Annotated in this window: 14 protein-coding genes and 1 tRNA gene; 7 read left to right on the top strand and 8 right to left on the bottom strand. The window is 72.1% G+C overall.

Translation table 11 applies throughout. From position 1 onward, the window contains the following. Window positions 1-195 precede the first annotated feature (195 nt). Window positions 196-1767 (bottom strand): aldehyde dehydrogenase family protein, encoded by a 1572-nt coding sequence (locus FRAQA3DRAFT_RS15550; protein ID WP_035921040.1) that lies wholly within the window; start codon window positions 1765-1767, stop codon window positions 196-198. Between the two features lie 464 nt (window positions 1768-2231). Between FRAQA3DRAFT_RS15550 and FRAQA3DRAFT_RS15545 the strand changes: the two genes are divergently transcribed. Beyond that, window positions 2232-2948: a response regulator transcription factor gene (locus FRAQA3DRAFT_RS15545; RefSeq protein WP_009739984.1), complete on the top strand. Its 717-nt coding sequence runs from the start codon at window positions 2232-2234 to the stop codon at window positions 2946-2948. 78 nt (window positions 2949-3026) lie between these two features. Continuing rightward, window positions 3027-3482: a GNAT family N-acetyltransferase gene (locus tag FRAQA3DRAFT_RS15540; protein WP_009739983.1), complete on the top strand. Its 456-nt coding sequence runs from the start codon at window positions 3027-3029 to the stop codon at window positions 3480-3482. Window positions 3483-3731: 249 nt separating this feature from the next. On the opposite strand, the gene FRAQA3DRAFT_RS15535 is transcribed toward FRAQA3DRAFT_RS15540, so the two are convergent. The 4 genes from FRAQA3DRAFT_RS15535 to lon form a co-directional block, all read right to left on the bottom strand. Next, window positions 3732-3807 (bottom strand) — tRNA-His (locus FRAQA3DRAFT_RS15535). 159 nt (window positions 3808-3966) lie between these two features. Continuing rightward, window positions 3967-4686 carry an oligoribonuclease gene (gene orn / locus FRAQA3DRAFT_RS15530; protein WP_051054366.1) on the bottom strand — a complete coding sequence of 240 codons (720 nt, stop codon included), beginning with the start codon at window positions 4684-4686 and terminating at the stop codon, window positions 3967-3969. Between the two features lie 85 nt (window positions 4687-4771). Then, window positions 4772-5245, bottom strand: a complete 474-nt coding sequence (locus FRAQA3DRAFT_RS15525; protein WP_009739981.1) for a hypothetical protein — start codon at window positions 5243-5245, stop codon at window positions 4772-4774. Between the two features lie 583 nt (window positions 5246-5828). Beyond that, the gene (lon, locus tag FRAQA3DRAFT_RS15520; protein ID WP_009739980.1) at window positions 5829-8417 is read right to left on the bottom strand and encodes an endopeptidase La; all 2589 of its coding nucleotides are present in this window, start codon (window positions 8415-8417) and stop codon (window positions 5829-5831) included. Between the two features lie 379 nt (window positions 8418-8796). Here lon and FRAQA3DRAFT_RS15515 point away from each other — a divergent pair, with 379 nt between their 5' ends. The 5 genes from FRAQA3DRAFT_RS15515 (at window position 8797) to FRAQA3DRAFT_RS15495 (ending at window position 13086) form a co-directional block, all read left to right on the top strand. After that, window positions 8797-9765 (top strand): pirin family protein, encoded by a 969-nt coding sequence (locus FRAQA3DRAFT_RS15515; RefSeq protein WP_035921039.1) that lies wholly within the window; start codon window positions 8797-8799, stop codon window positions 9763-9765. 342 nt (window positions 9766-10107) lie between these two features. Further along, window positions 10108-10782, top strand: a complete 675-nt coding sequence (locus tag FRAQA3DRAFT_RS15510) for a Crp/Fnr family transcriptional regulator (RefSeq protein ID WP_085950084.1) — start codon at window positions 10108-10110, stop codon at window positions 10780-10782. A gap of 72 nt (window positions 10783-10854) precedes the next feature. After that, window positions 10855-11592, top strand: coding sequence for a hypothetical protein (locus FRAQA3DRAFT_RS15505; protein WP_009739977.1), 738 nt, complete (start codon window positions 10855-10857; stop codon window positions 11590-11592). A 131-nt stretch (window positions 11593-11723) separates the two neighbouring features. Further along, complete coding sequence (locus FRAQA3DRAFT_RS15500; RefSeq protein ID WP_009739976.1) at window positions 11724-12668, top strand: HipA family kinase; 945 nt, start codon at window positions 11724-11726, stop codon at window positions 12666-12668. Then, window positions 12661-13086, top strand: coding sequence for a DUF3037 domain-containing protein (locus tag FRAQA3DRAFT_RS15495; protein WP_009739975.1), 426 nt, complete (start codon window positions 12661-12663; stop codon window positions 13084-13086). The genes FRAQA3DRAFT_RS15500 and FRAQA3DRAFT_RS15495 overlap by 8 nt, the downstream gene beginning before the upstream one ends. 173 nt (window positions 13087-13259) lie before the next feature. Here FRAQA3DRAFT_RS15495 and FRAQA3DRAFT_RS15490 read toward each other — a convergent pair whose 3' ends face one another. The 3 genes from FRAQA3DRAFT_RS15490 to FRAQA3DRAFT_RS38270 form a co-directional block, all read right to left on the bottom strand. Continuing rightward, complete coding sequence (locus FRAQA3DRAFT_RS15490) at window positions 13260-14636, bottom strand: glycoside hydrolase family 26 protein (RefSeq protein WP_232292069.1); 1377 nt, start codon at window positions 14634-14636, stop codon at window positions 13260-13262. A 440-nt stretch (window positions 14637-15076) separates the two neighbouring features. Next, on the bottom strand, window positions 15077-16222 hold the full coding sequence (locus FRAQA3DRAFT_RS15485) for a HoxN/HupN/NixA family nickel/cobalt transporter (RefSeq protein WP_009739973.1): 1146 nt from the start codon (window positions 16220-16222) through the stop codon (window positions 15077-15079). A gap of 167 nt (window positions 16223-16389) precedes the next feature. After that, window positions 16390-19897 (bottom strand): alpha-(1->3)-arabinofuranosyltransferase family protein (locus FRAQA3DRAFT_RS38270; protein WP_009739972.1); only part of this gene is annotated, 3508 nt, incomplete at its 5' end.

Raw genomic sequence — 19897 nt, 5'->3', positions numbered from 1 at the left:
GCCGCGACCGGGCCGGATGTCGACGCACAGCCGCCGGATACAGATCATCACCCGCCCAGCGTAGAGGAACGGGTCCGGTCGGCTCGGTGGTCGTCCGCTTCCAGTAGTCGGACGATGGCTCAACCGCCGGGAACCGGCCTGGAGGGGCGCCCCCCGGCCGGCTCCCCGGTAGTCGCCGGACCTCGAGGCTGCCGCTCAGACCTCGGGGTAGAGGGAGTAGCTGGGGAAGTTGCCGACGAGGCGCTCGTCGGGGTCGGGTCCGACGGTGACGGCCCGGACGAGGTGGGCGCCGCCGACGAACGCGCCCTTCCAGGACGCGCCGCGCCCGCCGAACGGCTCGTCGCGGTCGCCGCGCGAACGCGGCTTGTTGACGCCGACCTTGAACGCCTGCAGCTCCCCGGCGAGCCGGCGGGCGTACGACTCGTCGTCGCAGGCCAGGGACGCGACCAGCGCGCCGTTGGAGGCGTTCATGGCCGCCAGCAGCTCGGCCTCGGAGTCGACGACGACGATCGTGTCGACCGGCCCGAACGGCTCGGCGTGGTGCAGCGCGCTGGAGGCGGGCGGGTGCAGGATCGCCACCGGCGGGACGTAGGCGGAAGTGTCCTGCCCGGGGATGAACCGGCCGTCGGCGATGTCACCGCGGTAGAGCGGCACGCCGCCCTTCGTGATCGCCTCGTCGACCTTGGCGGCGAGCTCCGTGGCCTTGTCGGTGGTGATGACGGGGCCGTAGTCCAACTCGGGCAGCGGGTCGGCGTCGTCGGCGACGGCCAGCGGGTGGCCGAACCGGACCCCCGAGACCACCGGCAGGTACATCTCGAGGAAACGGTCGAACAGCTGGCGCTGGACGACGTAGCGCGGGTAGGCGGTGCAGCGCTGCTTGCCGTACTCGAAGCCCTTGCGCAGATGGGCGGCGAGGGTGTCCCACTGGGAGAAGTCCCAGATGCCCCAGGCGTTGAGCCCCTCCTGCTCGAGGAAGTGGCGCTTTCCGGTGTCGACCAGCGCGGCGGCGACCTGCCCGCCGGCCGAGCGGCCGCCGACGAAGGCCAGGCAGCCGATCTCCGGGGCGCGCACCAGCGCCGAGGACAGCCGCGAACCCGATCCCGAGACCAGCGAGACCGGCAGGCCCTCCCGGCGGGCCAGGGCGCTGGCCAGGGTCAGGCAGGCGGCGCCGCCGTCGGTCGGGGTCTTCGCGATCGTGCCGTTGCCGGCGAGGATCTGGACCAGCATGGCGTGCATGAGCACGCTCATCGGGTAGTTCCAGCTCGCGATGTTGCTGACCGGGCCGGGCAGCGGGCCGCGGCCGGCGATCATGCCGTCGATCTCGTCGAGGTACCAGCGGACCCCGTCCAGGGCGCGGTCGACGTCGGTGAGGGCGAGGCGCCAGGGCTTGCCGATCTCCCAGACGAGCAGCAGTGCCAGCAGCTCGCGGTGGGCGTCCATGGCGTCGACCGCGGCGCGGACCCGGGCCTTGCGCTCGGCCAGCGCTACGTCGCGCCACTCCTTGTGGTCGTCGAGGGCGGCCCTGATCGCCTCGTGTGCCTCGTCCTGGTCAAGCATGGGCGGCCCGGCGATCGGCGAGCCGTCGACGGGGGAGTGGCTGTGCAGGGGAGTGCCGGTGCGGCGCCACTCGCCGCCCCACAGGTTGAGCAGGCGGTCGGAGTCGAACGCCTCCGGGGCGATCTCGTGGCATCGGGCGAACGCTTCGGACCAGGTCGTACCCGGCTTGATGTGGAGTCGCGGCTGAGGGGTGCTGATGGTCGCGGCCATACACATGAGATTGACGCTCATCCGCCGCGCGCGCCAGCAGACTAGTGACGTATACCGTACATCCGATAATTCGATTGCCCGCGGATAACCATGTTGCCCGATTGACGGCCGATAAATTGGCTTGGTGAGCGCTCATTCCGCTACCCGGACGGGGATCGTCCGATTTGGCGTGATCTTGCTCGCGCCCGGCCGTGGCGCTCCCGGTCGGGCGACATCCCCCTGACCGGCCGAAACCGCTGCCGTTCCGGTGCCGAAGCCGGCGATATGGGGTGGCAGGCAGGGTTCACCGCGTATTATTTCCGGCATGTCGGATGCGTTAATGGGGGGAGACGCAGGCGTCACTCGGACGCTGTCACGACCTCGGGTGTGCACTTCATCACGTAGAGTGGAAGGGTGTCCGAACCATCTTTCGTACGCGTCCGCGTCGTCGCCCGGACGATTCGATCCTGATTCCCGGATGTGTGATGACGGCCAGTGTCGTGCCGCCGTCGGCCGCTGAAGCCGACTCCGTCGAGGGCTCCGTACCGATCCGGGTCCTCGTAGTAGACGATCATGAGCTTTTTCTTCAGGGCCTGCAGACGGTCCTGGAGATCGAGGAGGACATCAGCGTCGTCGGCCGCGCCGGCGACGGTCAGGAGGCGCTGACCCTGGCCTCCGGCACCTCGCCGGACATCGTGCTGATGGACGTCCGCATGCCCGGCCGGGACGGGATCGCCGCTGCCGGGGCGATCAAGCGAGCGGTGCCGCGCACCCGGATCGTCATGCTCACCGTGTCGGACGAGGAGTCCGACCTGTTCGAGGCGATCAAGGCGGGTGCCGTCGGGTACCTGCTCAAGTCGATTCCGCCGCACGAGGTGGCCGACGCCGTCCGCGCCGTGCACAACGGGCAGAGTCTGATCAGCCCGTCGATGGCGTCGAAGCTGATGGTCGAGTTCGCCACGATGGCCCGCGGCACCGAGGACCGCCCCCGCGCGCACGCCCCGCACCTGACCGCCCGCGAACTCGAGGTGCTCAAGCTCGTCGCGGAGGGCCGCGCCAACCGCGAGATCGCCCGCAAGCTGTTCATCAGCGAGAACACGGTCAAGAACCACGTGCGCAACATCCTGGACAAGCTCCAGCTGCACTCGCGGATGGAGGCCGTCATGTACGCGGTGCGCCAGGGCCTGTTCGACATCGAGTGACGTCCTTGGTAGCACGACGCGTGGCCTCCGAAGGGGGCACCTTGATCCCGGGCTGTGGGGGCGGCCAGGATCGATGCCGTGGACAAGCTACGCATCCGCCTCGCAACAACCGATGACCTGCCGGCGCTGCTCGAGCTCTACCGGCAGCTTGCCCGGTTCCCGCCCGGGTCGCTACCCACCGACATGACCACCGCCGGGCCGGTCCTTGCGCGGATCCTCGGCGATCCGGCGCGACGGTTGACCGTCGCGGAGACGGGTGGCCAGGTGGTCGGTACGGCCGACCTGATGATCGTCCCCAACCTGACCCATGACGGACGGCCCTGGGCGATCGTCGAGAACGTCGTCGTCGACCACGGCAGCCGGCGCCTGGGCGTCGGCCAAGAACTGATGACCGATGTCGTACGTGCCGCGCGATCCGCCGGTTGCTACAAGATCCAGCTCCTGTCCCGCAACGACCGCAGCGAGGCGCATCTTTTCTACAAGACGGTCGGCTTTGACCCCTCGGCGGCCGGCTTCCGGATGTACCTGGACTGACCCGGGCTCAGGCGTCCACCACGGGCGCGGTCCGAGGCTTCGACGACGCAGACCGGGCGCTGATCGAAGCGGTCATCTCTCGCACGTTGGACCTGGTTGCCTGCGCGGCGGCGCCCACCCGTCCGACGGCGGACCTGGTGTCCGACCCGACGGGTGATGCGTCCCGCGCACTTGTTCTGCGCCGCGCGTCGCTGCCGATGCCCGCACCGTGCTACCGGACCATCGGCCCTGATAGGACGGCTGCTGCGCTGGGGTGGGTGACGGGACTTGAACCCGCGACCACCGGGACCACAACCCGGTGCTCTACCAGCTGAGCTACACCCACCATGACCGATGACCACACCTGGCACGACTGGCCGGGCCGCGCCGGTGAACCCCTACCGGTGCAGATCCCGAGTGCGCCGCCTGGAGCGTCTCACCGAGCGAAGCCATCGTACCGGTCGATGTCGCGTCGTGGGCAGGGGGGTTGCCGGTGATGTCGGCGTCACGTTGCGTTCGCGCGGCCCGGGGTGGTCGACGAGGGGTCGCCGCCCGCCGCGGCGGCGCCGGGGGGAGTGGTTGCGAGGGGGGCGGGGCGGCCGGCGGAGAGCGCGGCGAGGATGGCGTCGGTCTGGCCGCGGACCTCGGCCGCGATCGCCCGCGCCTGCTCGGTGCCGGGGCCGGGCTGCGGCACGAACAGCGCCTGTCGGTAGTAGCGCAGCTCCTCGATGCTCTCCTGGATGTCGGCCAGCGCCCGGTGGCCGCCGCGCTTGACCGGCGCCGCGTAGTACGTCCGCACGTACCAGCGCCGGGCCAGTTCCTTGATCGACGAGACGTCGATCATGCGGTAGTGGAGGTGGGCGTCCAACGACGGCATGTGGCGGGCGAGGAAGGTGCGGTCGGTGGCGATCGAGTTGCCGCACAGCGGCGCCTTGCGCACCTCCGGCACGCGGGCGCGGACGTAGTCGAGGACCTGTGCCTCCGCGTCCGCCAGGGGCAGCGTGGAGGCGCGGACAGCGGCGGTCAGGCCGGAGGTCTGGTGCATCTCGCGGACGACGGGCACCATCGCCTCCAGCGCCTCGTCTGGCGCCGAGATGACCAGGTCGATGCCCTCGTCGAGGATGTTTAGCTCGCTGTCCGTAACCAGGCAGGCCACTTCCAGTAGCAGATCCGACGCGGCATCCAGGCCCGTCATCTCGCAGTCGATCCACACCAGACGATCCATCCCGCTGACATTAGGGTCTGCGGCTCGCAGCGTCACGCGCACCCCCGGGAGCTGGACGGTGTAGTCGGGTAAATGGTGGCGGATGTTAGCCGGCCACACCCGCTTCGTTACTTACAGTAAACGTGATGGAGATCTGATCGTTGGCCACCTCGGTCGGGATGGCGGTCAGGGTGTACTCCCCGTTCGGTACCTCGGTGGTCTGCCAGCCGCCGGCATGGGGGTTGAACACGTAGGGCGGCTGGCTCAAATCCCGCCGGAACGGGGCGATCGGCCCGTTGAGCACGTATTCCAGCGGGCCGTCGTAGCTGGCCGATTCCACCTGGATGGTCCGGAAGCCGGAGATCCGCTCACCCGGGCGGATGCCGGTGAAGACGAGCGGCGTGCCGGTCGGTCGCGGTGGGGAGGGGCTGTCGAGAGGATCTGTGGTGGTGAGGGAGGTTGTGGCCACCGGGTGCGGCTCGGACCGGTCCTTGTCGTACCCGAAGACCAGGACCGGCATGAGCAGCAGCGCCGCGAAGAACAGCGCCAGGCCGATCCAGCCTCGTCTGAGGGTGTCCACGTCGTCCGGGTCCCTCCGCCACGCCGGCCCATGGGGATCGGATCACTCTAATGGGCCGGTTCGCGGCGCTGACCGGCGCCCTTGCCTCGGACGGGCATCCGTTGGGCGGCGGGCTACGGGCGGTGCCCGGGAGCGGGCGTTGAACGGGCCGCCGGTCGGGAAGGCCCGTGGCGTGGGGCGGTGCGAGCGACGGCCGGCGGGCGGGCGTCGGGACGGGAGGCGTCAGCGGGTGCGCCGCCGCCGGCCGGGTGGCCTGCTCGGCGGGCGTGCCGGGCCGCGGTTATCCCGCGGTCGTTGACGCACCCCTTGTCGGCTGAGCCCCAGGATGCGCTGCTGTGCGATGCGCTCCTGCCGAAGACAGCGGCCACTATCCACGTCCCGACCGTAGCCGTGATCGGGGGTTCGCGCGTCCCCGTCACATGGTGTTTACCTTGCCCGCGGCGTGTCGCTTGCAAGCCGTATGCAATCCTGTCCGGTCACGCCGGTCCGTGTCAGCGCGATCTGCCTGCTCACGGTGGGGCCGCCCGTGGGCCGGGCCGGCGCCTGGGGGCACCGGCCGGCCCACGGGAGTGCCGGGCCGGGATCAGGCGGCCAGGGCCGTGGGGGACTGCCCGGCGCGCCCCGGCGACCGGCCGTCGTGGCCGGCGTCGAACGCGGGCTCCAGCGCCAGGTCGAGCACCTCCCGGACGTCGGTCACCAGGTGGACGGTGAGCGCGTCGCGCACCGGCGCGGGCACGTCGTCGAGGTCCGGCCCGTTGCGCTGGGGCAGCAGCACGGTGGTGAGCCCGGCCCGGTGCGCGGCGAGCAGCTTCTGCTTCACCCCGCCGATCGGCAGCACCCGCCCGGTCAGCGACACCTCGCCGGTCATCGCCACGTCCGCCCGGACCGGCCGGCCGGACAGCAGTGACGCGAGCGCCGTTGTCATCGTCACCCCGGCGCTGGGCCCGTCCTTCGGCACGGCGCCCGCGGGGACGTGCACGTGCACGCCGCGGTCGGCGAGGTCGCCGACGGGCAGCTCCAGCTCCACACCGTGCGAGCGCAGGTAGGACAGGGCGATCTGCGCCGATTCCTTCATCACGTCGCCGAGCTGGCCGGTCAGCGTGATGCCCGCGCCGCCCGTCTCCGGGTCGGCCAGGGACGCCTCGACGAACAGCACGTCGCCGCCGGCGCCCGTGACCGCCAGGCCCGTGGCGACCCCGGGCAGGGCCGTGCGCTCCGCCGACTCCGGCGTGTGCCGGGGCCGGCCGAGGTAGCCGGGCAGGTCCCCGACGTCGATCGAGACCGGCAGCGTGGCCCCGCCGAGGGCCACCCGGGCGACGACCTTGCGCAGCAGGCGGGCGAGCGAGCGCTCCAGGTCGCGAACGCCGGCCTCGCGGGTGTACTCCCCGGCCAGCGCGTGCAGGGCGTCGTCGCCGACGGTCACGTCGCCCTCGGCCAGCCCCGCCCGGTCGAGCTGGCGGCGCAGCAGGTGGTCGCGGGCGATGACGACCTTCTCGTCCTCGGTGTAGCCGTCGAGCCGGATGAGCTCCATCCGGTCCAGCAACGGCGCCGGGATGGCCTCCAGCACGTTCGCCGTGGCCAGGAACAGCACGTCGGACAGGTCCAGCTCCACCTCCAGGTAATGGTCGCGGAAGGTGTGGTTCTGCTCGGGGTCGAGCACCTCCAGCAGTGCCGCCGTCGGATCGCCCCGGTAGTCCGCGCCGAGCTTGTCGACCTCGTCCAGCAGCACCACCGGGTTCATCGACCCGGCCTCGCGGATCGCCCGCACGATGCGGCCGGGCAGCGCCCCGACGTAGGTGCGCCGGTGGCCGCGGATCTCGGCCTCGTCGCGCACGCCGCCGAGCGCCACGCGGACGAACGAGCGGCCCATGGCCCGCGCGATCGACTCGCCGAGCGACGTCTTGCCGACGCCGGGCGGGCCGGCCAGCGCCAGCACCGCGCCGCCGCGCCGGCCGCCGACGACCCCGAGACCGGCGTCCGCGCGCCGCCGGCGCACCGCCAGATGCTCGATGATGCGGTCCTTGACGTCGTCGAGACCGGCATGGTCGGCGTCGAGCACGGCGCGGGCCGCGGTGATGTCGTAGGAATCCTCGGCGCGGACGTTCCACGGCAGGTCGAGGACGGTGTCGAGCCAGGTGCGGATCCAGCCGCCCTCGGGCGAGGACTCGGCCGTGCGCTCCAGCTTGTCGACCTCCTTCAGGGCCGCCGCCCGTACCTTCTCGGGCAGGTCCGCGGCCTCGACCCGGGCCCGGTAGGCGGCCGGCTCCGAGCTGTTCGCGCCATCGGCGCCGCCGTCCGAGCCATCCAGCTCGGCCAGCTCCTTGCGGACGGCCTCGAGCTGGCGGCGCAGCAGGAACTCGCGCTGCTGGCGATCCATGCCCTCCTGGACGTCGCGGCGGATCGTCTCGGCGACGTCCAGCTCGGCCAGGTGCTCCTTCGTCCAGGTCAGCAGCCGCTCCAGGCGGGTGCCGACCGCCGGCGTGCCGAGCAGCTCGATCTTCTGCGCGGTGGTCAGGAAGGAGGCGTAGCCGGCCGTGTCGGCGAGCGTGGCGGGATCGGTGATCGCGGACACCGAGTCGACGACCTGCCAGGCGCCGCGCTGGCGCAGCAGGTCCGTGACCAGCGCCCGGTACTCCTTGGCGAGCTTCTCCACCCGGGCGGCCTCGTCGGCCGGGGAACCGGCGCCGGTGCCGGCCGGGTCGTCGAGCGCGCCGAACGGAGCGGCCGCGTCGTCGTCGACGACGACCGCGTCCACCCACCGCACGCCGACACCGACACCGGCCCCGGCGTCGTCGCCGGAAGCGGCATTGCCGGCATCGCGGCTGGCCGGGGCGGGCCGCACGCCACCGACGTGGGCTCGCGCCGTGCCGCGCACGACCGCCGCCGAGCCGCCCCGCGGCAGCCGGCCGACCTGCTCGATCACCCCGACCGCGGCGACCTCGGCGAGCTCGCCGCCGACGCGGGGGACGAGCAGCACCTCGGCCGGCCGGCCGGCGGCCCGGCTGGAGATCCCCGGCGCGCGGGCGTCGGAGGAGCCGGTTGATCCGCCGGCGCGGGCGGCGTCCACGGCGGCTCGGGTCTGCTCGTCGGACATGTCGAGGGACACGACCATGCCGGGGAGAACAACGGCGTCGTCGAGCGGCAGGACGGGCAACACCCGGATCTGTGGCATGTGGTCCACCCTCACGTGAGGAAGTTGAGTCACTTGGACTGAAGTCCTCTCAGCCTACCGTTGTTCCCGAGGTTGCTCGCCCAGAGCGAACACCTCTGGCGCCCGTGACCCTGCTCGACTGCTGGCCGCGAGCGCCGCCGTGCTTATCCAGAGGGTTTCGGGACCGATTTATCCCTCTGGATAAGCAGGAGAGCGCGTCGCGGCGGGGTGGGTCGGGTGAGGTTGCGCGGGTCGGGCGAGGATGCCGGGGGCGGGAAGGATTGGCGCGGGGGCGTGGTTGTGCGGGGCAGGTAGTTGCATGTACAACTGTCTAGGACGCCGGGACGGGCCCGCCAGGGCCGGCCCGCCGGGCGGCCGCAAGCACAGCCAGGAGGACGACATGCCCGCCGTCACCGCCGACACCGTCCGGCTGCCCCGGCTGGCCGAGCCCGCGCTCGGTGCCGTCGACCGCCCGGTGCGCACGATCACGACCGCGCCGACCGGCTTCGAAGGCGAGGGGTTCCCGGTCCGTCGGGCCTTCGCCGGCGTCCGGCTCACCGACCTCGACCCGTTCATCCACATGGACGAGATGGGCGCGGTCGACTACGGCCCCGGCGAGCCCAAGGGCACCCCGTGGCACCCGCACCGCGGCTTCGAGACCGTCACCTACATGATCGACGGCACGTTCCAGCACCAGGACTCGCACGGCGGCGGCGGCCTCATCACGGACGGCGCGACGCAGTGGATGACCGCCGGCGCGGGCATCCTGCACATCGAGACCCCGCCGGAGGAGCTGGTCGTGCGCGGGGGCCTGTTCCACGGCATCCAGCTGTGGGTGAACCTCCCCGGCCGGGACAAGTTCACCCCGCCGCGCTACCAGAACCTGGAGGCCGGGCAGGTGGAGCTGGTCTCCTCGCCGGACGGCGGCGCGCTGCTGCGCGTGATCGCGGGCGAGGTGGGCGAGCACCGTGGCCCGGGTTCGACGCACACGCCGATCTCCGTCGTCCACGCGACGGTGAGCCCCGGGGCTCGGATGCACGTCCCCTGGAACCCGGAGTTCAACGCGCTCGCCTACGTCCTGGGCGGCCGCGGCACGGTCGGCCCGGCGGGCCGACCGATCGAGGCCGGGCAGCTCGCCGTCCTCGGCGCCGGGGATCTGGTGACCGTGACGGCCGACGCGCGCCAGGACGCGGTGACGCCGGCGCTGGAGGTGCTGCTCCTGGGCGGGCGCCCGATCCGCGAGCACGTCGAGGCGTACGGGCCGTTCGTCATGAACACCCGCGCGGAACTCATCCAGGCCGTCGAGGACTACCAGGCGGGCAAGCTCGGCGTCATCCCGGCCGGCGCACTCATGCCGCACCGTGGCTGAGACCGCTCGCGGTCCGGGCCGGTTACGTGAACCGGCCCGGACCGTCTTTGCGCAATTCGGGCGATCTGCACCCTCGCGACCCTCGCGTTCCTGGAATGACTCGTTCGGATAATTGTCTCGGTATGCTGGATCAGCATCTGGATGACGGGTCCGGACGTCCGGTGACGACTCTCCCGCGGCCGGTCGCCGGGCACGATGACGGCGGCGCAAGCGCATACGCGGATGCGCTCGGGGTGATGCCGGCCGGCCGGCCGGCCGTGCTGGCGTGGGCGAGGGGGCGTCGTGTGGCAGGAGCCTGGACCGGTGGGAAGCGGGCCCGACCGGGGTCTGCGACCGCGCCGGATGCAATGGCCGGCGGCGAGCGTCCTCGGCCGGATGTCGGCGGAAAGTCGCGCGGAGATTCTACGGCTCGGTTCGTATCGTGAATACACGAGCGAAGAGGTCGTCATGCGCGAGGGCGACCGCACGAACTTCGTCGTCCTGCTGCTCAACGGCTGGGTGAAGGTTACCGCCACCACCGAGAACGGCGGGTTCGCCCTGCTCGCGATCCGGCATGGGGGCGACCTCGTCGGTGAGCTCGCCGGGCTCGATTCCGAACCGCGGGTGGCGACCGTGACCGCGGCCGGCGCCGTGCTCGCGAAGGTCGTCCGGGCGGACGCCTTCGTCGAGTTCCTGCGCCGCCAGCCGGACGTGCACCAGGTGCTGAGCAGCACGATCGGGGCGAAACTGCGCTCGGCGACCCGGCGGCGGGTCGAGTTCGGCGGCTGCTCGGTCGCGGTGCGGGTGGCGCGGGTGATCCTGGAGCTGGAGCGGGCCTACGGCGGCTCGTCGTCGGGTGGCCACCGTTCCGTCGGGGTCTCGCTCACCCAGCCGGAGCTCGCCGCCCTCGTGGGCGCCGCCGAGCCGACGGTCCACAAGGTGCTTCGTGACCTGCGCCAGCGGGGCGTGCTCGCCACCGGCTACCGGGCCGTGGTGATCCAGGATCTCGACGCGCTGCGGCTCGCCGCAAACCCGTGAGAATACGGGGCGGCCGTCCTCGCCCCCCGGTGACACTGAAACCCCCTCGGCTCCGACCCGCGGAGGTTCAGCGTGAGTGAAAGACCACCGGGTATCCGGCGGTTGTGCGTCGCGATGGAGATCGACGGGGACGCCGGCGAGATACCCGGTGTACTACGGCCGCGGCGATGGCGGCGGGATCTGAGCGCCGTCATCGAGGAGCTTGGTCGCGTCGCCGCCCTGGACCGGGCGCACTGGAACCCGCCCGCCGTGGGCGGTGGGGAAATCGCTTTCCTGCCGCCCGGAATCGACGAGGGGCGGTTCGTCGCGGCATTTGTCGACACCCTGCGTTCCATCATCGCCCGGCTGAACGACGGGGTGCCGCAGACGGAACGGGTGCGCCTGCGGGTGGCGCTGCACCAGGGAATCACCTACCTCGACGAATCGGGTTTCTCCGGGCGGGCGGTGGTGAAGGTCGCCGCACTGCGCGACTGTGCCGCGTTACGATCCGAGCTGCGGCGTCATCCGAGTGTCGATCTCGCCCTCGCCGTGTCCGGCGAGCTCTTCGACGACGTGGTCGAGCACGACTACCCGGGGTTGCGCGGCCGCGACTTCCGGCCGGAGCAGGTGGGGCTGGCGTCCGGGCCCGGCGCCGACGTCTGGTTCCTCATGCCCGGCCTCAGCGGGGCGACGACCCCGCCCGCCGCCTCGGGGGCCGCCTGGGACGCGCCCGCCGGCAGCCGCCCGGAACCAGGCCGGCGGGCGGCGGCACCCCCGCTGTCCGCCGTCACCGCAACGCCCGCCGCGGCCTGGGCGGTCCACCCCCGCTGACCCCGTTGCCCGCCGTCGCCGCGGCGTGGCTGGTTCGGGCCGGTGGCTGGTCCGGGCCGGTGGCTGGACGGCGGTGGTCGACAGGCAGGTGGGCGGCTCGGGCGGAGCGGCGACTCGGGCAGACTGGCGGGATGTTGCGACACGTCACGGCGGTGCGGTACGCGACGCCGCTGCGGGAGGGCGGGAGCCTGCCCGGCCTGATGGAGGGCGATGACCTCGGCACCTGGGTCGTGAAGTTCAGCGGCGCCGGGCAGGGGCCGAAGGCGCTGGTCGCCGAGGTGATCGTCGGCGAGCTCGCCCGCGAGCTCGGGCTCCCGATGCCCGAGCTCGTCCTCATCGACGTCGACCCCGAGCTCGGCCGCACCGAGCCGGACCAGGAGGTCCAGGACCTGCTGCGGGCCAGCGCCGGGCTCAACCTCGGCATGGACTACCTGCCTGGGTCCATCACCTACGATCCGCTGGCTTTCGACGTCACGCCCGAGACCGCCGCTCGGGTGCTCTGGCTCGACGCCCTGACGCTGAACGTCGACCGGTCCTGGCGCAACCCGAATCTGCTGGTCTGGGGCGGGCGGCTGTGGTTGATCGACCACGGCGCCGCCCTGTACCCCCATCACGACTGGGCGAGCGCGGCCGCGACGGTCGGCCGGGTGCTGCCCGGCGTCGCCGACCATGTGGTCCTGCCGGTCGTGGCCGCCGAACCCGCGACGTTCGCCGCCGCCGACGCCGCGCTGGCCCCGCGGATCGACGCGGAGCTGCTGACCGCGGTTCTCGCCCGGGTGCCCGACGCCTGGCTGGACGTCCCGCGCGCCGACTACGTCGGCTGGCTGCTGGAACGGGTCGCGGCCCGCCCGTCCTGGCGCGACGCGGTCACCGCGGCGTTGGCCGAGGCGCGCCCGGTCGCCGAGATGGCTCCGGGCGCCCGGGCGGCGGCCGCGATAGCCCGCCGCCGGGTCGGTGCTGGCTCGGGCGGGGCGGGTGGCTCGGGGGCGGGAAGGTCGGGGCGGCCGGACTGGCTGCGCGCCGGGGACTGGTTGCGTACCGGTGGGACGGCCGCTCCGGACAACCGCGATGCGTGAGCTGTTCGAATACGCGGTGATCCGGATCGTCCCGCGGGTGGAGCGGGGCGAGTTCGTCAACGTCGGCGTGATGCTGTACTGCCAGCGCTCCCGTTACCTGGACCTGCGCTGCCGGCTCGACGAGGGGCGCCTGGGCGTCCTCGACCCCTACCTCGACCCGGCCGTCGTCGTCGCCCATCTGGCGGCGTTTCGTGCGGTCTGCTGCGGCGGCGAGCAGGCCGGCCCGGCCGGGCGGCTTACCGCCGGCGAGCGGTTCCGCTGGCTGACCGCGCCGCGCAGCACCGTCGTGCAGACCTCGCCCGTCCATACCGGCCTGACCGGCGACCCGGAGGCCGAGCTGGACCGCCTCGCCGCCCTGCTCGGTCGACCCGCCGGGACCGCCGGCCCCCCGCCCGCCCCCGACTCCGCGACCCCCTGACCCGCCGCAGCCGTCCGCACCAAGGGAAACGAGCCCGGGGGACGGGGAGGGCGGTGCGGCGGGAAGGGATCCCGCCGCACCGGCCCCGTTTCCGACACCCGGTCGTCGTCAGCGACAGTCGCCGGAGGGACCGTCGCCGGGGGGCGGCGGGACGGCCCGAGCAGCCTCACGCGTCACCACAGGGCGCTGTAACGGGCCGCGGACTGGTTGTTCTTGAACAGGCAGTGCTCGGTGTCCAACGGTCGATAGAGGTTCGATCCGACGTTGGGGGGCTCGCAGGTGTTGTAGTAGTTCTCGTAGTAGAACCCCTTGCCGGCCCGTTCCCGCATCCAGTCCCACATGAACTGGATGTAGCTCGGGTTGTCGCCGGCGCCGTCGTCGTCGCGACCGCTGACCACGCCCCATTCCCCGACGCCGAAAAGTTTCCCGTGCTGGCGGGCGAAGTTGTACAGCCAGGTGATGCCGCCGGTCTCGTTCGCCTGCTTGTTGAACTCCCCAAGTGTCCGCGACGGCGGGTAGTGGTCGTAGGCATCGATACCGATCAGATCGACCCACTGGTCACCCGGATAGAGGTCCAGCGGGTTGTGGCTCGGCGGGTTCTGGGAGTAGTGGGCGTTGATGGACCAGTCGAGCAGCGGATCGGGATTCGCCGTCGACCGGATGGCGTCGGCGACCTTACGCCAGCAGTTGACGTACGCGGTCGGGTTCCGCCCGGACCACTGGTACCAGTCGCCGTTGCCCTCCCACGCGATCCGGATGATGGAGTTCTGCCGGCGGGTCGAGTTCAGGGTGTTGCCGAACTGCCGCCAGTAGGTGTCGTATGCCCCCGTCGCGCACGTCTCCAGGGAGGCCCCGATGTTCTCCGGGAACGGCGGCACGGAGATGACCAGCCGACCCGGCCACCCGGCGAAGTTCTGTTGTGTCCAGGACGGGGCAACCATGTTCTGCCAGCTGTTGCGGCTGACGAAGACGTGGGAGAGGTCGCAGGGGCTGCCGCGGTCGGCGCAGAAACCGTCGACGTTGGCCGGCACCATGATCGGATCCCCGTTGACTCCCGACAGCCACGGCAGTCCGGAGCGGTTCGGCCCCGTCGGCGGTGTCGTGGGCGGAGCCGTCGGGGTGACCTCGCGGAACGTGTCGGCCTTGTCGAAACCGACCCAGGTGCCCGTCGACCCGCCCGCGGACCGGCCGACGTTGACGACGAAGGCGGTGTGCGGCCCGTCGCTGAGCACCGACGAGCGGTAGAGCAGCGCCTTGTTGGGCAGCGGGGCGAAGGTGTTGACGGCGTAGGGGGCCTGCCCGTCGATGCTCACCGTGATGATCCCGCCCTGCGGGGACCGGATGCCGTAGATGTCGATCTGGGCACCGATGAACCGGATCCCGACCGTCGACCCCGCGGCGACCGAGTAGCGGTAGCTGCTGTTGTCCGTGGGCGGCGCACATCCACCGCAGGTGGTCCACACGTTCACATAGCTGATCTGACGGCTGTCGTCCTCAATTGATCCCGTCTGCTCGAAGACCGCGAGCGCCGGGTTTATCCGTCCTCCCAACAGAAATAGCGGGGCGATGCAGAGAATGACGAGAAGAAGCCATCGGCGGATTCCCCGTCGACGCGTCCTCCGAAATTTCCCCGCCGTTTTCCCTGTCGCCCGGGCCCTGCTCGGACCCCATGTCCGGGTTTCCCGCCGGTGGCGTCCCATGGGCGGCCTTGCCTGCACTGTTCGAGTCATTCCCCCGCCTGATGCAATCGGTCCTCGGAATCGACGTACGTCGGTCGTGGCCAGTCGCTAACAGGGGGGATACTAGGCAGAGAGTAAGATCATAATTACTCTCCGTGGTGAAACGGATGGGCTCCGCGTGTCGAGCGGGTCCGCGATGTCCGGGTAAAAGGCGACCGAAGGGGCGGACTCACCCGCGAGGGTGGGCCACGCTGGTGACGATGCGTATGCGGGGTCGGGCTGACCCGGGCGGGTTCGCCGTGGTGACCCGCTCAGGCCATCGGCTCGGGCTGGCCGCGCTCGGGCCCCGCCGCCGTCCACCTCTCCTCGATGCGGCCGACCTTCCACACCAGCAGGCTCACCGCCCAGGTGGCGACGAACAGGCCGACGATGAAGTAGCCGACGACGTTCAGGTCGAGCCCCGAGACCCAGTCCCAGAAACCACCCGACAGATGCGCCTTCTCGGCGAGGATGCCGAGCAGCTCGACGGTGCCGATGAGGAACGCGACCGCGACCGACAGGCCCGTGATGGTGATGTTGTAGTACGCCTTGCGGACCGGCTTGGAGAAGGCCCAGCCGTAGGCGAAGTTCATGAACGAACCGTCGATCGTGTCCAGCAGGCTCATCCCGGCGGCGAAGAGGACCGGCAGCACGAGGATGGCGTACCAGGGCAGCCCGCTGCCGGCGGCACCCGCGGCGAGGAACAGCAGCGCGACCTCCGTCGCGGTGTCGAAACCCAGACCGAACAGCAGCCCGAGCGGATACATCTGCCACGGCCGGGTGATCGCCCGCGTGAAGCGGCCGAGCAGGCGGTTCGCGAACCCGCGGGAGTTCAGCCGCTCCTCCAGCGCCGCCTCGTCCACGAGTCCGCGGCGCATGTCGCGGAACACCGCCACGATGCCGACGAGTACGACGAGGTTGATTCCGGCGATGAGGTAAAGGAATCCGCCGGAGACGGTGGTCCCGATCCAGCCGGTGACGTCATGCAGGGTCGACCCGTCGTCGGAGACCTGGCCGGCCAGCGAGCGCACCCCGATGCCGAACAGGATGGCCAGCGCGAACACGATCGTCGAGTGGCCGAGGGAGAAGAAGAACCCGACGGACAGCGGCCGCCGACCGTCCGTCATGAGCTTGCGGGTGGTGTTGTCGATCGCGGCGATGTGGTCGGCGTCGAACGCGTGGCGAAGGCCGAGGGTGTAGGCGGTGACCCCGAGGCCGACGCCGAACACCTGGCCGTCGGCGCCGAACCGGTAGTGGTGCGGCGCGATGACCGCGGTCAGCAGGATCCAGCCGACGACGTGCAGGCCGACGATGACGGCGGCCATGGCAGCGACCGTCGTCCACTCCCGCCGGTCGAGCGCACCGCCCACCCGGGCCCGCAGGTTCCGTTCTGTTCCAGCGGCGACCTGCGTGGCCATGGCATGCCCCCTTGTGACGCCCCGTTACCGACCTCGGGTGGTGTCCTGCCGGCCGGGCAGGCACGACCATAACCGGGACGAATGTGCTCCTGCAACACTGTTGCAGGAGCACCGGGATGCCAGGTGGTGGGCATGCCGCTACGTCGGGACCTGCCGCATCGCGGTCATCAGTGGGTGTCGGCGGTGGCCTCCGTCCCGCTCGGCCCGGCGAGTGGTTGCGTCGGCGACCCGGCCGCGGCCCGGCGCCGGCCCTGGAGCACCGCGACGAGCTGATCCGTGGCCAGCAGCAGCACCGCGAGCCACGACACCGTCGCGACCCGTCCGAACGCCTCCACCCAGTCACCGTTCGTCGGCAGCGAATGGCGGGTCTGGACCTCCAGCACGTACAGGGCACTGACCGCCAGGCAGACCGCCGGCCCGACCCGGGTCAGCCACCTGCCCCGCGGCGCGAGCAGCGCGATCACGGTGGCCAGGGCGACGACGATCCCGGCACTCACCGAGACGAGGACCGTGGCGAGCAGCCCGGCACCCACCGCCGCGTACGCCGCCGTCCGCCGGTCGACCCGCGCCGGGCGGATCGACCAGGCCTCGACCGTCGGCAGGTCCGGTCCGGGCACGGCCGCCCCCGCCGCGTGCGCCGCCGCCACCCGCCGTCGCGAGCGGCGGGTGGTGAGCAGCAGCAGGGCCAGGAAGAACACGACCGTCACCGCCGAGAGCACCAACGAGTACCGGACGATCTGCTGCGGCGCCCAGGTCAGGGTCACGGTGAACGCCGCGGCCGTCGGGGTGATCCGCCAGCCGTTGGCGTAGCCGTCGACCAGCCGCGGTTCGCCCGCGTCGGCGCCGTTCACCGTCGCCTTCCAACCGCGGGACAGGCTCTCCCCGAGCACCAGCCAGAACGGTGTCCCCGGCTGGGCCCCCGTGACCTGCGCGGTGAACGACGTCGCGGCCGAGGACTGGACGGTGATCCGCGGCGCCGTCCCGGCCGCCGCCGAGCCGGCCGGGGTGCCTCCCGCAGCGGTGCCGGTGGTCGCGGTGCCGGTCGCCGTCGGCGCACCGGTGGCCGCGCCGGCGTCGCCGGCGCCCAGCCAGGGGCCGCCGCCGGCATCCGAGGCGAGCAGGAGGCGGTCGATGTCCATGCCCAGCTCGGCGCCGTCCCCGGTCCTGATCACATGCTCGCCGGGGCCGAGCGTGAGCGCCCCGCCGCAGGTGGAGACCCGCAGGCCGAGGCGGTTCACCGCGTCGGAGGTGGAACCGTCGATCCGCAGGTCGACCGGGTGGCCGTCGATGCTCAGCAGGTCGTCCCGGCAGGTCCCCGGCAGCTGCGCCGGCAGCAGGGCCGAGGCCGCCCCGGCGCTCCCGCCCCCGACGCCGGCCGTGCCCTGAGTACCGGCCGCCGTGCCCTGGGTACCGGTGGCGCTCTGGCCCGCGCCCGCGCCCGTGCCCGTGCCCGCGGCCTCGGTGACGCCGCTGGCCAGGCCCGGCAGCCCGATCTCGGCGATCCCCACCGGCATCGACAGCGGCGACCGGCTGATCGGGTCGATGCTCTTGACGGTGCGCGCGTCGTCGACGACGAACCGCCAGGTGCTGCCGGTGACGGCCGGGAAGGTCAGGGTCACCTGTCGGGTACCGCCCCGCTGGGAGGTGTCGGTGACCGGCGGCACGCCGACCGAGCCGACGACCTGGCCGTCGACCACCAGTCCGATCCGGGTCGGCACCGAGTGCCGGCCGTCGGCGACGAGGGACATCGTCACCGAGGAGGTGGTGATCGGCGTCGGCGAGACGACCTGGAGCCAGCCGCCCTCGGGATCGCCGATGCCGGGGCTCCACGCCGTGGTGATGTCGCCGTCGAAGGCGCTCGACGACCGCGCCGCGATCGAACCGGGCAGCCGGCCGGAGGAGGCCACGACCGGAAGGTTCGACGGCCGCCCGAGCAGGCGGTCGATGTGGTCGTCGGCGGAGTACGCGGAGATCCGCGCCGTACCGGTCAGCGCGAACGTCCGCGCCGTCGGAAGCGCGAACGACCGGCTGATGATCTCCTCGGTGTCCTGCTTGAACGGTTCGGCCGGGTTGGCCCGGTCCCGCGACATCTGCAGGGCCAGGCGGTGGCCGAGGGAGGAGGCGCCGGCGGCGTCGAGGCTGTCGCTCGGCATCCGCAGTACCTCGTCGGCGGTCAGCGCCTTGCCGTCCGCGCCGGGGATCTCGACCTCCGCGAAACCGACGGCGGAGACGTTGTCGTAGCTGCGCTGGCGGCCGTAGTTCGTCGCGTCGACCTGGATGTGCAGGGTGCGGAACGTGCGGGCCGGGAAGCTGACGACCTGGCCCAGCTCGGTACGCGACGACGGGCTGAGGTCGACGGTGACGGGGGAGCCGCCGTCGAAGGTCAGCGTCACCCGGGTGATCCACCGGTTGCGGGGCCCGGACAGCGGCTGGGTGAGCCGGACGTGGTCGGTCGTGGTCGGCGCGGCCAGCGTCGTCTGCCAGGCCTCGCCGGTCGGGTCGGTGAAGGCGCCGACCCGCCAGGCGGTGTTGATGTCGCCGTCGATGCCGCGCACCGGCCGGTCCCAGGGGCCGTAGGCGAAGGAGTTGCCGTAGGCCGACGCCGTCACCGCGGCGATCTTCGCCGGGGTGCCGGGGGCGTGCAGGGTCAGCGTCGTCTCGTTGGCGGTCGTCTCGTCGGGGAACAGCGGCAGCCGGTTGTCGTTCGGGTCCCTCGTCAGCGGGGCGACGCCGGGCTGCTCGACGTAGCCGAAGTTCTCCCGGACCCCCGTCCAGCGCTCGGCCCGCAGCCGGTTGGTGTCACTGACGAGCAGGTCGGCGCCGTCGTCGAGGGCCTGCTTCAGCTCGCCAGGCTTGCTGGCCAGCTCGGGGGCGTAGAGGATCGCCCGCCCGGACGCGACGGGCTCGGCGAGCAGCCCGGAGGCGGCCGCGTCGACCAGCGCCTCCCCGTTGCCGCTGACCAGCAACGGCCGGGCGGTGGTGGCGGTGCGCACGATCGGCTGGGTACCCGAGACGGGGAAGACGGCCAGCGCCGGGGGATCGGGCACCGTGGTCTTCGTGCCGAGTGTGATCTCGTCGGTGAAGGGGATCCCCGGGTCCTCGGCCACCGGCGGTCCGAAGGTCCGCGGCGCGCCAAGCCCCGCCGGCCGGGTCGAGGTGAGCAGGTCCCACGTCGAGCGGGGCCGCGGGGTGCGGTAACGCTCGTAGGCGAGGTTGCTGCGCAGCATCACGTCGCCGACGCCCATCAGCCGCGCCAGGTCCGGCACGGCGGAGGTCTCCAGCACGCCCTCCTGGATCCGGCGGTCCAGCGAGCGGACCAGGTCGACGGTGCCGGCCTCGCCGTACGGGATGAGCTCACGCAGGACCAGCGGCCGGTCCATCAGCCCCTCGCTGACCGGGTCGAGGGTGCTGCCCCAGCGGTAGTGCGAGAAGTCGGCTCCGGGCAGCTCCAGCACCCGCGAGCCGTCGTCGCCGGCGTCGAGTGCCCGGGCGACCTGAGTCTCGTACGCGGGGACCTTCTCGGGACGTTTGAGCAGCGGCTCGACGAACTCGCCGCGGAACAGCGGCGACATGTCCGCGGCGATGAGTACCAGCACCAGCCCCATGGCGAGCTGCGGGACACCCGGCCGCCACCCCCGCGTGGCACCGCCGGCCCCACCGCCGGCGGTGGGCGCT

The sequence above is a fragment of the Frankia sp. QA3 genome (assembly GCF_000262465.1).
In the GTDB taxonomy this organism is placed as follows: Bacteria; Actinomycetota; Actinomycetes; order Frankiales; family Frankiaceae; genus Frankia.
Note: the sequence above shows the minus strand (reverse complement) of the source record. Positions and strands in the feature narration are given on the sequence as shown.